Origin of the sequence: Caulobacter segnis (genome assembly GCF_003243465.1) — a bacterium.
In the GTDB taxonomy this organism is placed as follows: Bacteria; Pseudomonadota; Alphaproteobacteria; order Caulobacterales; family Caulobacteraceae; genus Caulobacter; species Caulobacter segnis_A.
In genome coordinates this window covers 21,542-36,201 of record NZ_QFQZ01000050.1, presented here as the reverse complement: position 1 = coordinate 36,201, position 14,660 = coordinate 21,542, and the positions used below count along the sequence as shown (strand labels likewise).

Sequence of the window (14,660 nt, the reverse complement as noted above, 5' to 3'; positions counted from 1 at the left end):
GCGCCCGTAGCTCAGCTGGATAGAGCATCAGACTACGAATCTGAGGGTCGGACGTTCGAATCGTTCCGGGCGCGCCATTTCGGCTTAGAGCTGCGAACTTCCGTAAGAACCGAGTGAGCGCCCGCCAAGGCGGCCATGGTTCTGAGGAGTTCGGTTCTTCCTCCGCCCAGATCTTGATTTCTGTGGGCGACCCACCTGGGCGCGGCGGCATTTGCCCTCGTCGCACTTCAGGCCGCTACCATCCTTTCATCCTTCGCACAGGCGTCCATATACGGTTGCGCGCTTGTTCCTGGATGCTTCCAGCCTGGACCTGGTCGGTTGGGAGCCTCGTCGTGAATTTTCATGCGTGAGCGCCTCCAAACACCGCTGCTGAAGCCTCTTACCTGCGGGAGGCTTCCATCATGTCCATCGCCGCGTTCTTCACCATCGCCCTGCTGGCCACGAGTCCCGAGGCCAAGGACATCGACGCCTTCGTTCGCAAGGCGATGGACCGGGTGGCGGTGACGCCCGGACTCTCCGTAGCGGTGGTCAAAGGGCCCGACGTGGTGATGACGGCCGGCTACGGCGTGGCGGACGTGAGCCAGGGCGACGCCGTCGACGCCGACACGGGCTTCTACATCGCCTCGGCGACCAAGGCCTTCACCGCGCTGTCGATCGCCGCCATGGCCGAGCGCGGAGAGCTCGCGCTCGACGCGCCGCTCGAGACCTGGACCGGCAAGAGTCCGCTACCGGCCGACGTCGCAGCTTCGACCAGCCTCAACGATCTTCTGAGCCATCGCTCGGGTCTCAAGAACGAGCCGATCGCTTTCCGGGCGGCCTATTCAGGCGTGCACACGCCCAGGCTGATGAGCGCCCTGCTGGCGGAAACGCGCCGGAGCCAGCCGTCCGGAACGTTCCGCTACACCAACACCGGCTACAACCTGGCCACCACCCTGATCGAGGACCGCTTCGGCCGGGGCTGGCGCGCTATGGTGGACAAGGCGGTCCTGGTCCCGGCCGGAATGACCCACACCACGTCCCGGATCGACCAAGCCCGTCGCACAATGCGGGTCGCGGTCGGCCATACGCCAGGTCCGGACGGGCGCATGGTCCCAAGTCCGTTGCAGAAGACCGACGCCACCATGCAATCGGCCGGCGGCCTGGTTTCGACGGCGCGCGACATGGCCCGCTGGCTGGAGGTCCAGCTGAACGACGGCGTCGTGGACGGCCATCGCGTCTTCCCGCCCGGGCTCGTCGCCTCGACCCACCGGTCGCTGGTCGCCCAGCAGACCACGTTCGGCCCCTATGTCCGCAACGGCTATGGCCTGGGCTGGCAGATCGGTCGCTATGGCGATGAGGTGCTGATCCACCATTTCGGCAACTTCGCCGGATCACGGGCGCACGTCTCGTTCATGCCGCAGCGGGGCCTGGGCGTGGCGGTGATGGCCAACGAGGACGCCGTGGCCGGCGAGCTGGTCGATCTTGTGGCCGACTACGTCTACGACCGCTTCGCAGGGCGCGCGGATATCGAAACCCACTACGACGCCGAACTGGCGGCGCTTGTCGCGCGCCGTGACAAGCGGCTGAAGGGCCTGGCGGTCAGTCGGGCCGAGCGCGCCGCGCGGCCGTGGTCGCTGCGCGCGCCGACCCGGACCTATACCGGCGCCTATGAGAACCCGGCCATGGGGCGCATCGATGTCGTCGAGCACGATGGCCGCCTGGTCGTGAAGGCTGGCGCGTTGGCCTCGGCGGCCGAGGCGGCCGCCGATCCGGAAAGCGTCCGGGTCGAGCTGATCCCGCTCACCGGCCAGATCGTGCGCTTCGAGGCGCCCGGCAAGCTGCTCTACGACGGCCAGACCTATGTTCGGCGTTAGCGGCGCGACGGTCCTCGCACGCAGCAGGCCGCGCGCGGGCCAATCGGGTGGATGGCAAGCGCGCTCGGCCTGTGCGGAGCGGGCTTCGTTGGGGGGCTTAGCGGCCAGCCGGCGTCGTCGCGCGCCGATCGTCAATCCAAACGAACGCCGCCAAGTGAAGGCATAGAGTCGTCGCGCTCAGGTTTGATGGCGCGCCGGCCTAGACTTGAGCAGCAAGACTAGCCGCTCGGGCTCGACTGCACGTCCCAGGGCGGTCCTTGGCGGCCTGCGAGTCCTGGGCGCGAGGCCCCGGACGTGGGCGTGAGGCAGGGCGCCTGGCGCGCCCAGGGTGAGTCGGCGCCTCCGCGCCGTCGATTTTTCGACCTTCGATCTTCGCCGAAAAACTTGATTCTCGTCAAAGCTGTGTGGCCGGAGCGCCCCCTGCAGCAGGCGGGGGCTGGCCCGAAAGGCCGGTGGACCGTGGATCTGACACGGATCAACCCCTTTTTGAGGGGTGCGACACCTGGTCGCGCGTGTCGGACTGTCGCTATCCCAAGAGTTGATCGGTTTACCCTGAATTAAGGTAAGTCCTGTCACGATGCTGGGGAGGAATTTGATAGGCCAGTCTTTCGACGTCTATTTCTTGGATTGGGGAACGGATTGTCAAACATTTCGGAATACACCGTTAAACTTTCTGGAAGTTTGACCGTGGCCACCATCGCTGAGGCCTATCAGTCTCTGGTGACTGGCTTGGATCGCGGTGAGCCCGTGGTGGTGGATCTCGACGCGGTGGTCGAGGCCGATCTCACCCTGGCGCAGCTTCTGGAGTCGGCGCGCCGTACGGCCGCCGAGCGTGGCCAGGCGCTTCGCCTGGAGAAGCCCGCCGAAGGGGCGGTGCTTCAGGTTCTGGAGCGCGGCGGATTCCTGGATCCGGGCGACGCTGATCGAGTGCATTTCTGGTGTGGGGAACAATAGAGTCATGAGCGCCATTCTCACTGTCGATGACTCGGCGAGCATCCGGGCGGCGATCAAGATCGCGCTCAGCGGCGAAGGCTACAGCGTCTCCGAGGCGGCCAACGGCGCCGAGGGGCTGGACAAGGCCTCGGCCGGCGGCTTCGACCTGATCGTCACCGACCTGAACATGCCGGTGATGGACGGGCTGACGATGATCCGTCAGCTCCGCGCCCGGCCCGCCGGGGCCGGCGTCCCCATCATCTTCCTGACCACGGAATCCGACGCCGACGTCAAGGCCCAGGCCAAGGCGGCCGGCGCGACCGGTTGGCTGACCAAGCCCTTCGAGCCGGACCAACTGGTGCGGGTCGTCAAGAAGGTTCTCGCCAAATGAGCGGCCTCGATCCCATTGAGACGTTTCGTCAGGAGGCCCAGGAGCTTCTGGAGCAAGTCGAGCAGGGATTGCTCGACCTCGCACATCGTCCAGGGGATCGGGACCTGATCGACGCGGTCTTCCGCGGTCTTCATACCCTCAAGGGCTCCGGCGCGATGTTCGGCTTCGACGCGCTGGCCGCCTTCACCCACCATTGCGAAACCGCCTTCGACCGCGTCCGCAAGGGCGAGGTCCCGGCCACGCCGCGCCTTGTGGGCTGCGTGCTGGCGGCCCAGGACCACATGCGCGCCCTGGCCGAAGGCCGCACGGTCGAGCCGGGCGTCGGCGAGGCGCTGCTGGCCGACCTGCACGCCGCCGTCGAAGGCGCAGACGCGCCCGCCGCCTCGGCCGCGCCCACGGCCCCCGGCGCCCGCACCTGGAAAATCCGTTTCAGCCTTCCCGCCGACGCCCTCGTGAACGGCGCGCGGCCGCTGCCGCTGCTCGACGAGCTGCGCGAGCTTGGCGAATGCCAGGTCCGCGTGATCACAGACGACGTGCCGGTGCTGGAGGCTCTGGTTCCCACCGAGTGCCGCCTGGCCTGGGAGGTCCTGCTGACCACCCCGCACGGCCGCGACGCGATCGACGACGTCTTCATCTTCGTGATCGACGAGATGACCCTGGAGGTCGAGGAGCTGACCCCGGTCGCCGAGACCAAGGTCGAGCCGGCTTCCGACGCGGCCGCCAAGACCGCCCAGGCCGACAAGCCCGCCGAGACCGCCGCCGCCCAGGACACCCGCGCCGCCGCCAAGAGCGGCGAGACCGTCCGCGTCCCCGCCGAGCGGCTGGACGAGATGATGGACCGCGTCGGCGAACTGGTCATCGCCCAGTCCCGCCTCAAGCAGCTGGCCTCGTCCAGCCTCGACACCGCCCTGCGGGCCGTGGCCGAGGAGATCGAGCGCCTGGCCGCCGAGATGCGCGACACCATGATGGTCGTCCGCATGGTGCCGGTGATCCAGCTGTTCGGGCGCTTCCGCCGCCTGATCCACGACCTGCAGAACGACACCGGCAAGAAGATCGAGCTCCAGATCGAGGGCGAGACCACCGAGCTGGACAAGACCGTCATCGAGCGTCTCGCCGATCCCCTGGTTCACCTGGTGCGCAACGCCGCCGACCACGGCCTGGAAACCCCGGAGCAGCGCCTGGCCGCCGGCAAGCCCGAGGCCGGGGTGATCAAGCTCTCGGCGCGCCAGTCCGGCGCCGAGGTGCTGATCACCATCACCGACGACGGCCGCGGCGTGGATCGCGCCCGGGTGCGGGCCAAGGCCGAGGAGAACGGCCTGATCACGCCCGGCCAGGTCCTGACCGACAACGAGCTGCTGAACCTCATCTTCGCGCCGGGCTTCTCGACGGCGGCCACGATCACCAACCTGTCCGGCCGCGGCGTCGGCATGGACGTGGTCAAGAAGACTATCGAGGGCCTGCGCGGCGCGCTGGACATCACCAGCAACCCCGGCGAAGGCTCGGTGGTCTCGCTGCGCATCCCGCTGACCCTGGCCATCATCGACGGCCTGCTGGTCCGCGTCGGCGCCAGCCGCTTCGTCATTCCGCTGGCCAGCGTCGAGGAATGCGTCGAGCTGTCGCCCGCCCAGGACCTGCGTTCGACCGGCCGCAGCCTGATCACGCTGCGTGACGAGCTGGTGCCGTTCATTCGCCTGCGCGAGCAGTTCAAGACCGGCACGGCGCCCGATCCGCATCAGAAGATCGTCGTCGTCGCCACCGGCCAGGACCGCGTCGGCCTGGTCGTCGACCAGATCCTCGGCGACCACCAGACCGTGATCAAGCCGCTCTCCAGCTTCCATGAGGATGTCGGGGCCTTCTCCGGCGCGACGATCCTCGGCGATGGCGGCGTGGCCCTGATCCTCGACATTCCGACGCTGGTCCAGCTGGGCCAGCGGCAGGACGCGCAGATGCGCGTGGCCGGCTAGGGAGGAAAGCGACATGGCTCAACACGCCCTCGAGGCCCTGACCTTCGACCTGCAAGGCGAGACCTTCGCCCTGGAGGCCAACCTCGTGCGCGAGGTCCTCGACCTGCTGCCGGAAACCGAGGTGCCCGGCGCCCCGGCGTTCGTCGGCGCCGTCATAAACTTCCGTGGACGGATCATTCCGCTAGTCGACCTGCGGGTCGCGTTCGAGATGGAGAAGTCCGCGCCAACGATCGACACCCGCATCGTCGTCATCGAGCACGACCTGGACGGCGAACCGGCCCTGATCGGACTGCGCGCCGACAAGGTCCACGAGGTGACCTCGATCACAGAAGACGCCACCGCCGACGTGCCGCGCATCGGCCTGCGCTGGCGGACTGACTTTATTCGCCGGCTGGCCCGGCGCGACGGGGACCTGATCGTGATCCCCGATCTTGACCAGATTTTCGCCGCTCGGGGTCAGACGGCCTCGGTCACCCCCCTTCATCCGAGCCAAGCCCGCTGAGCGGTCGGAGGATACCATGCGCCTGACCATCAAGCTTCAACTCGCCGCCGCCTTCGGGGTCCTGATCCTGCTGCTGCTGGGCGGTAACCTGTTCGCCTCAAATGCGCTGAACGACGCCCAGGAGAGCCTGGACGCCGTCATGGAAAAGCCGGTCAAGCGGATGGAGATCGCCCAAGAGATCAACATCCACCTGCTCAACATCGTCCGGGCCGAGAAGAACATGGTCCTGTCGGATGACGTCGCCGAGATCCGCAAATTCGAGGCGTCGGTCGTGAAGGAGAAGGCGACCACTGAAGCTCTGCTGGAGAAGGCCAAGGGCCTCGCCTCGGCCGAGGGCAAGCCGCGCTGGCTGGCGCTGGAGACAGCCTACAACGCGATGGCCGAGGTCCATGCGCGGGTCTTCGCCTTCGCGCTGGAGAACAAGGACGACGAGGCCACGGTCCTGACCATGGGCGAAAGCCGCAAGGCCATCACCGAAGCCATCGCCAAGGTCGACGAGCTGGTCCAGCTGTCCAACGAGCAGATGACTCAAGCCTCCGACGACGCCGAAAAGGCCGCGAAGACCGCCCATACCCTACTGCTCACCATCTCGGGGGTCTCGCTGCTGATCGCCGTCGGCGCGGCGCTCTACATCTCGATGCTGGTCAGCAAGGGCTTGGCGCGCGCTTCGGAGGCGGTTCGCACCGTCGCCGAGGGCGACCTGACTAAGACCGCCGAGATCACCTCGCGCGACGAGATCGGCGACCTGCTGGGCAACGTCAACGTCATGATCGAGCGCCTGCGCGGCATCGTCGGCGACGCCGTCACGGCCTCGGAGAATGTCTCCTCGGGCAGCCAGGAACTGTCGGCGACCTCGGAGCAGATGAGCCAGGGCGCGACCGAACAGGCCGCCGCCGCCGAACAGGCCTCGGCCTCGATGGAAGAGATGGCCGCCAACATCAAGCAGAACGCCGACAACGCCGCCCAGACTGAAAAGATCGCCCGTCAGTCGGCCCAGGACGCGGAGACCTCGGGCCAGGCGGTCAACAAGGCCGTCGACGCCATGCAGACGATCGCCGAGAAGATCACCATCGTCCAGGAAATCGCTCGCCAGACCGACCTGCTGGCCCTGAACGCGGCGGTCGAGGCCGCCCGGGCCGGCGAACATGGCCGCGGCTTCGCGGTGGTCGCCTCGGAAGTGCGCAAGCTGGCCGAACGCAGCCAGACGGCGGCCGCCGAGATCAGCGCGGTCTCCAGCGACACCGTCAAGGCCGCCCAGACGGCCGGCGAGATGCTGACCAGCCTGGTCCCGAACATCCGCAAGACCGCCGAGCTGGTCTCCGAGATCAGCGCCGCCTGCCGCGAGCAGGACATTGGCGCCAGCCAGATCAACGAGGCCATCCAGCAGCTCGACAAGGTCACCCAGCAGAACGCTTCGGCCTCGGAGGAGATGTCGGCGACGTCCGAGGAACTGGCCGCCCAGGCCGAGGAGCTGCAAACCTCGATCGCCTACTTCCGCACCGACAGCGCCCATGGCCGCCGTTCCGCGCCGCGTCCGGCCGCTCGTCGCCCGTCGCCCGTCGCCAAGTCGTCCTCCGCGGCCAAGCCGGCGTCCAAGGCGCCGACGCGCAGCCCGGTTGCCGCCCAGCAGGCCCGCGCCGCCGGCTTCGCCCTGGATCTGGCCAGCGGCGGCCCTGACGCCGACGACGCCGATTTTCGCGAATACGCCTGAGACGATCAGTCTAAATCTTCGCCCGAAGGGGGCTCGAAATGCGTCCTACCATCAAACTGAAGCTCGCCGGAGCGTTCGCCGCGGTGCTGGCGCTCTGCGCCATCCTCGGTGTCGTCGGGGTCTTGAAGATGTCGACGGTGAATGACCAGTCGACGATCATCTCCGAAAACTGGATGCCGAGCATGGATGCGGTGCATCGCATCAACACCGCGACGTCCGATCTTCGCGCTGAGCACTACGCCCACGTCGCCTCCACGGACCCCGCCGACATGGCGGCTGTCGAGAAGGAAATGCGCGACAGCATGGCTCTGATCGCCCAGACGCGGAGGAAGTACGAGCCCTTGATCTCTTCGAACGAGGAGCGGGATATCTACAATTCGTTTGCCCGAAAGTACGACGACTATCTACGTGAAGCCGATAAGGCGTTGGCTTTCTCCCGCCAGAACAAGAACCAGGAAGCCGCCGCCGCGCTCAAGGAGAGCAAGGGGCTCTACGACGACATGTCCAATGACGCCGTGCGCCTGGTGGATCTGAACGTCGCCGGCGGCAAGGCCGCCAGCGCGACCGGCGACAAGGTCTTCGCCGACTCGCGGACCATGTTCATCGGCGTCGTCGCCTTGGCGCTGATCGTCGGCGTCGCCGCGGCCCTGTGGATTTCCCGGACGGTCACGAGCGGCCTGCGGAAGATCTCCGTGGCGATCGAAGCGGTCGCGATCGGCGACCTCAATCACGACGTCTCCGTCACGACCGACGACGAGATCAAGGATCTGGTCACCACGGTCAATCAGATGACGTCGAACCTGCGCGACACCGCCGCCCTGGCCGACCGCGTCGCCGACGGCGACCTGACCGTGCGGCCCAAGCCGCTGTCGGACAAGGACACCCTGGGCATCGCGCTGGAGCGCATGGTGGATCGCCTGCGCGGCATCGTCGCCGACGCCATCGCCGCCTCGGACAACGTCTCCTCGGGCAGCCAGGAACTGTCGGCCACCTCGGAACAGATGAGCCAGGGCGCGACCGAACAGGCCGCCGCCGCCGAGCAGGTCTCGGCCTCGATGGAAGAGATGACGGCCAACATCAAGCAGAACGCCGACAACGCCAGCCAGACCGAAAAGATCGCCCGCCAGTCGGCCCAGGACGCCGAGACCTCGGGCCAGGCGGTCAACAAGGCCGTCGACGCTATGCAGACGATCGCCGAGAAGATCACCATCGTCCAGGAAATCGCCCGCCAGACCGACCTCTTGGCCCTGAACGCGGCGGTCGAGGCGGCTCGCGCCGGCGAACATGGCCGCGGCTTCGCGGTGGTTGCTTCGGAAGTGCGCAAGCTGGCCGAACGCTCGCAGAGCGCCGCCGCCGAGATCAGCGCGGTCTCCAGCGACACGGTCCGGGCGGCCCAGACGGCCGGCGAAATGCTGACGACCCTGGTGCCGAACATCCGCAAGACCGCCGAACTGGTCTCCGAGATCAGCGCCGCCTGCCGCGAGCAGGACATCGGCGCCGGCCAGATCAACGACGCCCTGCAGCAACTGGACAAGGTCACCCAGCAGAACGCTTCGGCCTCGGAAGAGATGTCGGCGACGTCCGAGGAACTGGCCGCCCAGGCCGAGGAGCTGCAGACCTCGCTCTCGTACTTCCGCACCGACAGCAGCGGTCAGGACCGCCGGGCCCCCGCCCGCGCCCCGGCTCGCCGCCCTGCGCCGGCCGCCAAGGCGCCGGCCAAGGCGAAAGCTCCGGCCCGCGCTCCGGTGGCCGCCCAGCAGGCCCGCGCCGCCGGCTTCGCGCTGGACCTGACTAACGGTGGTCCTGACGCTCAGGACGGCGACTTCAAGGAATATGCCGCATGAGCGAGGTGTTTCTGGAACGCCAGTGCGTGACGCTGGGCCTCGGGGCCGAGGTGTTCGCCGTGCCGGTGGCCTTCGTGCGCGAGATCCTGGACTACGCCGCCCCCTCCGCCTTGCCGGAAGGTCCCGCCTATCTGCTGGGACTGACGGACGTGCGGGGGCGGGGCACCCCGACCCTGGACCTGCGCGCCAAGCTCGGCCTGGCGCCGCGGGCCCCGGACCTGGCGACGCGAATCCTGGTGCTCGACGTGCCGGTCGACGGGCGGATCCTGTCGCTGGGCCTGGTCGCGGACCGCGTGATCGAGGTGGCGACCTTCGAGCCGGAACAGATCGAAGCCGCGCCGGACATCGGCGTGCCGTGGCGGTCGGATTACATCAAGGGCGTGGTTCGGCGCGATCACGGCTTTGTCGTGATCTTCGACCTGCCCCGGCTGCTGACCAGCCAGGACGCCGCGCTGATCGCCCACGCCGCCTGACGCTCGAGTCGCGGTCTCGCGACCGCGCCCGCGCCCGACGAAAGTAGAACCCGTGTCGCAAGCCCTTTCCGCGCAGCCGGTCGACTCGCACCTGGACCAGCTGTCAGCCAAGAACTTCTCGCGGCTGTCCGCCTTCATCCATGAGTACAGCGGCATCAAGATGCCGGCCAACAAGAAGACGATGCTCGAGGGGCGCCTGCGTCGCCGGATGCGGACCTACGGCCACGCGAGCCTCAACGACTACTGCCGGTTCCTGTTCGAGGACGATGGTCTGGAGGCCGAGACGGTCCACCTGATCGATGTCGTTACGACCAACAAGACCGAGTTCTTCCGCGAGCCGTCGCACTTCGACTTTCTTGAGGTGAAGGGCCTGCCGGCGCTGGCGCAGGGTCGTCGCAAGCCGATCCGGATCTGGAGCGCGGCCGCCTCGATCGGCGCTGAAGCCTATACGCTGGCCATGGTGCTGGAGGACTTCGTGGCCGACCGCCCAGGCCTCGACTACCAGATCCTGGCCACCGACATCTGCACCGACGTCCTGCAGAAGGGCGTCGCCGGCCGCTATCCCGAAGCGATGATCGAGCCGGTCTCCATGGCCCGTCGCCGCCAGTACCTGCTGCAGTCGAAGGACCGTTCGGTGGCCGAGGTCCGCATCCGGCCGGACCTCCGGTCGAAGGTCGCCTTCGGGCGGCTGAACCTGATGGACGAGACCTATCCGATCGAGCGCGACATGGACATCGTCTTCTGCCGCAACATCCTGATCTATTTCGACAAGCCGACCCAGGCCAAGGTGCTGAGCCGGCTCTGCGACCATCTGGTCCCTGGCGGATATCTGTTTCTGGGTCATTCTGAGTCCATCGTCGGCCTCGACTTGCCGGTCCGCCAGGTGGCCAACACCGTGTTCCAGAAGCCCTAGCTGTGCCCAATCGTCCAAAAATCCGTGTTCTGATCGTCGACGACTCCGCGACGGTTCGGCAGACGCTGGCCTCGGTGCTGGAGTCCGATCCGCAGATCGAAGTGATCGGCGTGGCCTCCGACCCGTTCGTGGCCGCGCGCCGCATCCGCGACGAGATTCCCGACGTCATCACCCTGGACGTCGAGATGCCGCGCATGGACGGCATCACTTTCCTGCGCAAGCTGATGGCCCAGCACCCGGTGCCGGTGGTCATGTGCTCGTCGCTGGTCGAGAGCGGCACCGAGACCCTGATGCAGGCCCTTGAGGCCGGCGCCGTCGACATCGTGCTGAAGCCGAAGATCGGGGTGGCCGAGCACCTGATGGAATCGCGCATCCGGATCTGCGACGCCGTCAAGGCCGCGGCCAGCGCCAAGGTCGCCGGCGCACGGCGTCCGCCGATCTCCGTCGACCGTCCGCTCTATGAGCCGGAGCGCAAGCTGACCGCCGACGCCATGCTGCCGCCGCCGCCCAAGGCCGCGGCCGGCGCCAAGGCCATGGCCCGCACGACCGAGACCATCATCTGCATCGGCGCCTCCACGGGGGGCACCGAAGCCCTGCGCGAAGTGCTTGAGGCCCTGCCGCCCGACTCGCCGGGCATCGTCATCGTCCAGCACATGCCAGAAAGGTTCACCGCCTCGTTCGCCCAGCGGCTGGACAGCATCTGCGCGGTCTCGGTCAAGGAGGCCGAGGACGGCGACACCGTGCTGCGGGGCCGCGTGCTGATCGCGCCGGGCAACAAGCATACGCTGCTGGAGCGCAGCGGCGCGCGCTACTACGTCTCGGTCAAGGACGGCCCGCTGGTCACACGCCACCGTCCGTCGGTGGATGTGCTGTTCCGCTCGGCCGCGCGGTCCGCCGGCTCCAACGCGGTCGGCGTGATCATGACCGGCATGGGCGACGACGGCGCGCGCGGGCTCGAGGAAATGAAGCAGTCCGGGGCCTTCACGATCGCCCAGGATGAAGCCACCTCGGTCGTGTTCGGCATGCCCAAGGAAGCCATCGCGCGGGGCTGCGTCGACCGCGTCTCCCCCCTGCACCAGATCGCCTCCGAAGTCCTCAAGGCGTCCAAGCGCTAGGACCCTCCAGCCCTGGATGCGATCATCCAGGGCTGAGGGCGTAACAGCCTGATCCTATAAATTTTCGTTGGTTCTGAGGGCTTAGTTGGGGTCGTCGCGTCTCGACGCGCGCCTCCACCAACATGCGAAGTCCAAGCTTTGCAGCCAGCGCCGCCGCCAGCGGCCGCGGGCCTGGGCGCTGGCTAGAACAGCACGTCGTCGTCGTCCTGCGCCGCGGGCGGCTGGGCGTGCGGATTGAGTTCGGGAACCTCGCCGACCTGGTCGGCGAACGGGGCGTGGACCTCACGCTCCTGGGCCATGGTGTAGGTGCGCGACAGCTTGGCCATCAGCGGGGCCAGGACGGCGACGAGGTCGTCGATCGGGCCTTCGCCGGCCTCGCGCGAGAGCAGTTCCAGCGCCTCGTCGAGATAACCGCCGACCTGCCGGTCGAAGTCGAACCGTCCGGCCGCCTGCTTCAGCATGGCCACCACCTGGCCGCCCTGGTCGGCGGCGTGGGCGAGGTCGCCCTCGACCTCGTCGCCGGTTTTGCGGATGCGTTCGACCGCATCGCGCAGCGCCTCGGCGGCCGCGGCGGCGGCGCTGACCTTGCGCTCCAAGTCGTCGCCAGCATCGTTTTCGGCATCGGCGGTCGAGCCGAACAGCGATTCCAGCGCCGCCAGCGTGTGGCTGGCCGAGGTCTCGAGATGGGTCGCGTGCTGGCGCAGCTCGATGGCGATGACGCCGAGCGGCTTGCCGGTCTCGCCGATGCGCGAGCATTTCAGCGTCGTGTTCATCGCCATCATCTGCACGTCGGCGCGCATGTTCTGGATGGCGGCGACCTGGGCGGCGAGCTCGCGGGCCGACCGCGCGGCCGAGCGGCTGACGATCTCGGCGGAGCGTTCGCCGGCCTCGATGTCGTCGACCAGGGCGAAGGCCGTGGCCACGTTAGTTTCGAGCCCGCGCAGGAAATTGCCGTTGTCGCCCTGGCCTTCGGCGTGGTCGCGCAGGCGCAGGATCTCGCTGGCGTCGGCCGCCATGGCGCCGACATTCAGGCCGATGCGAGACACATCGCGCCGGAAGTCGCGGGCGGTCGCGTCCAGCTGGGCGATCAGCAGCCTGTGCAGAAAGCCGCTGAGCCGCGTGCGGGCGTCGTGCGGCAGGGCCAGGACCTCGGGGGCCTGCAGCAGCGAAAGCCCGAACTGCACGTGCTCGATGCGTTGGCGGGTGATGTCGCCGATCTGCAGCGCCGCGAGGCCGGAGGCGACCTTCTTGCGGACTTCGCGCGCGAGGGCGCCGACCTTCTGGCTGATGTCGCTGATGCGGCTCTGATGGGCGGTGATCGCCGCCACTTGGGCGACCAGGGAGTCGGGCACGGCGGGCAGGAGCTCGTCGCACCGCCGGGCCAGGTCGGCTTCCTCGCCCAGGGCCCGGCGCAGGTCGCCGTCCAGGGTTGAGAGATCGGCGCGGAACTTGTCCAGTTGGTTGCGGCCCAGTTCGATGCAGTCGCAGATCTCTTGGGCGAAGATCGCGAACTCCGGGCCGGCGGCGGCGATGCCGCCGGACGTGATCTTGATGTTGACGCCGAACACCCGGAGGTAGGCCAGATGCTTGTGCATGTCCTCGATGCACTTGTTCAGGTCGGCGCCGACCTTCACCAGGTCGCTCAGCGTCGCCAGGCGGCCTTCCAGGCTTTGCGGCAGCCGCCGCAGCGTGTCCGAGGCCTCGCCCAGCTCGCGGGCGGCCATCGCGACGCTGTCCCCGTCCAGGCTTTCCTTCATCCGATCCAGCGCGGTGATCAGCGTGTTCATGCCGTCCACGGCGCGCGAGAGCACGTCGCCGACCTCGAGGAATCGTCCCTCGATCGCACTGCGCGCGGCCTCGAGACAGGCGCTGACCCTGTCATCGGCGTGGGGCGCGGAAGAGGCGGACACCGCCAGAGAAGAAGAGATCATGAGATCGCCGTAGAGGATTACGCGTCACCATGCCGCCAATGTGCGAATTTGCCGTAAAGGCCGCACAGTGTTCTGAAAGACCGTCGCTCGGCGATGCGTCGAACCATTGTCGTCCGGCGCGGTGCTCTGTAAGCAGGCGCGAACCCGGCGACCGGCCGGCCCGCGGCCCTGATTTGGTCGCGATGATATTGAACTCCGGCCCTTTGACAGGCCCCGAGGAAGGAACCGCATGCCGAGCCCATTGATGGCGGCCCTCAAGGACGTAGCCGACGGCGTTCGTCTTGCGCCCCTTTGGTGGCGGCTGGGGCTGGACCAGACGGCTTCGCGCTTTCAGCGGTCCGTGTTGGGGCCGTTCTGGATGGCCTGCAACCTGCTGGTCATCGCCTTCGCCCTGGCCTTCGTGGTCAGCCTGCTGATGGGCGTGGACATGTCCAAGAGCTATCCGCAGGTGGTGGCGGGGCTGCTGGCCTGGTCCCTGGTCGGCACGACCATCGCCGAGGCCCAGGCGATCTTCCTCTACAACGCGGGCCTGATGCAGAGCCAACGCCTGCCGCTGAGCTTCTACGTGTTCCTGCACGCCCAGAAGGCCGCGACCAACTTCCTGTTCCAGCTCATCGCCTTCTGGGCGGTGATGCTGCTGATGCGCAAGTTCGTCATGCCCCATTGGACGCTGATCCCGGCCGTGGCCCTGATGCTGCTGGTGGTCTGCTTCCAGGGCTTCATCATCGCCATTCCGTCGACCCGCTTTCGCGACGTGGCCTACATGATGAGCTATGTCGTGCAGCTCCTGTTCTACGTCACGCCCGTCTTCTGGACCGTCGACCACCTCAGCGCCGAGGCCCGCCGCACGGTCGAGCTCAATCCGCTGACCCACCAGGTCGACCTGCTGCGCGCGCCGCTCCTGGGGCACGCCCCGACGTCCGCCGACTGGGTCTGGGTGCTGGGAACGACCGGCGTCCTGGCCCTGATCGCGCTCTGTCTGCTCGCGGTGTTCCGCAAGCGCGTGGTCTTCTGGCTGTAGGAGGCGACG

The 14,660-nt window shown here is 67.7% G+C and carries 12 protein-coding genes and 1 tRNA gene; 12 read left to right on the top strand and 1 reads right to left on the bottom strand.

Features of this window, described 5'->3' with window-relative positions:
- From DI526_RS15305 to DI526_RS15255, 11 genes are all read left to right on the top strand, one after another.
- A tRNA-Arg gene (locus DI526_RS15305) sits at positions 1-77 on the top strand.
- Between the two features lie 324 nt (positions 78-401).
- Positions 402-1,853 (top strand): serine hydrolase, encoded by a 1,452-nt coding sequence (locus DI526_RS15300; protein ID WP_304279672.1) that lies wholly within the window; start codon positions 402-404, stop codon positions 1,851-1,853.
- 627 nt (positions 1,854-2,480) lie between these two features.
- The gene (locus DI526_RS15295) at positions 2,481-2,807 is read left to right on the top strand and encodes an STAS domain-containing protein (RefSeq protein WP_369692043.1); all 327 of its coding nucleotides are present in this window, start codon (positions 2,481-2,483) and stop codon (positions 2,805-2,807) included.
- Between the two features lie 4 nt (positions 2,808-2,811).
- Positions 2,812-3,177, top strand: a complete 366-nt coding sequence (locus DI526_RS15290; protein WP_304279668.1) for a response regulator — start codon at positions 2,812-2,814, stop codon at positions 3,175-3,177.
- On the top strand, positions 3,174-5,141 hold the full coding sequence (locus DI526_RS15285) for a chemotaxis protein CheA (protein ID WP_304279665.1): 1,968 nt from the start codon (positions 3,174-3,176) through the stop codon (positions 5,139-5,141). Before DI526_RS15290 ends, DI526_RS15285 begins: the two co-directional genes overlap by 4 nt.
- A 13-nt stretch (positions 5,142-5,154) precedes the next feature.
- On the top strand, positions 5,155-5,643 hold the full coding sequence (locus tag DI526_RS15280) for a chemotaxis protein CheW (RefSeq protein WP_304279662.1): 489 nt from the start codon (positions 5,155-5,157) through the stop codon (positions 5,641-5,643).
- 16 nt (positions 5,644-5,659) lie between these two features.
- On the top strand, positions 5,660-7,354 hold the full coding sequence (locus DI526_RS15275) for a methyl-accepting chemotaxis protein (protein WP_304279660.1): 1,695 nt from the start codon (positions 5,660-5,662) through the stop codon (positions 7,352-7,354).
- A 38-nt stretch (positions 7,355-7,392) separates the two neighbouring features.
- The gene (locus DI526_RS15270; protein ID WP_304279657.1) at positions 7,393-9,198 is read left to right on the top strand and encodes a methyl-accepting chemotaxis protein; all 1,806 of its coding nucleotides are present in this window, start codon (positions 7,393-7,395) and stop codon (positions 9,196-9,198) included.
- Complete coding sequence (locus DI526_RS15265; protein WP_304279654.1) at positions 9,195-9,671, top strand: chemotaxis protein CheW; 477 nt, start codon at positions 9,195-9,197, stop codon at positions 9,669-9,671. The genes DI526_RS15270 and DI526_RS15265 overlap by 4 nt, the downstream gene beginning before the upstream one ends.
- A 52-nt stretch (positions 9,672-9,723) precedes the next feature.
- On the top strand, positions 9,724-10,584 hold the full coding sequence (locus DI526_RS15260) for a protein-glutamate O-methyltransferase CheR (RefSeq protein ID WP_304279653.1): 861 nt from the start codon (positions 9,724-9,726) through the stop codon (positions 10,582-10,584).
- A gap of 2 nt (positions 10,585-10,586) precedes the next feature.
- A complete protein-coding gene (locus DI526_RS15255; RefSeq protein WP_304279651.1) occupies positions 10,587-11,699 on the top strand; it encodes a chemotaxis response regulator protein-glutamate methylesterase in 1,113 nt (370 codons plus the stop codon).
- A 182-nt stretch (positions 11,700-11,881) separates the two neighbouring features.
- Here DI526_RS15255 and DI526_RS15250 read toward each other — a convergent pair whose 3' ends face one another.
- A complete protein-coding gene (locus DI526_RS15250) occupies positions 11,882-13,630 on the bottom strand; it encodes a hypothetical protein (RefSeq protein ID WP_304279650.1) in 1,749 nt (582 codons plus the stop codon).
- 229 nt (positions 13,631-13,859) lie between these two features.
- Here DI526_RS15250 and DI526_RS15245 point away from each other — a divergent pair, with 229 nt between their 5' ends.
- Positions 13,860-14,651, top strand: coding sequence for an ABC transporter permease (locus DI526_RS15245; RefSeq protein ID WP_304279648.1), 792 nt, complete (start codon positions 13,860-13,862; stop codon positions 14,649-14,651).
- The last annotated feature ends 9 nt before the right edge of the window (positions 14,652-14,660 follow it).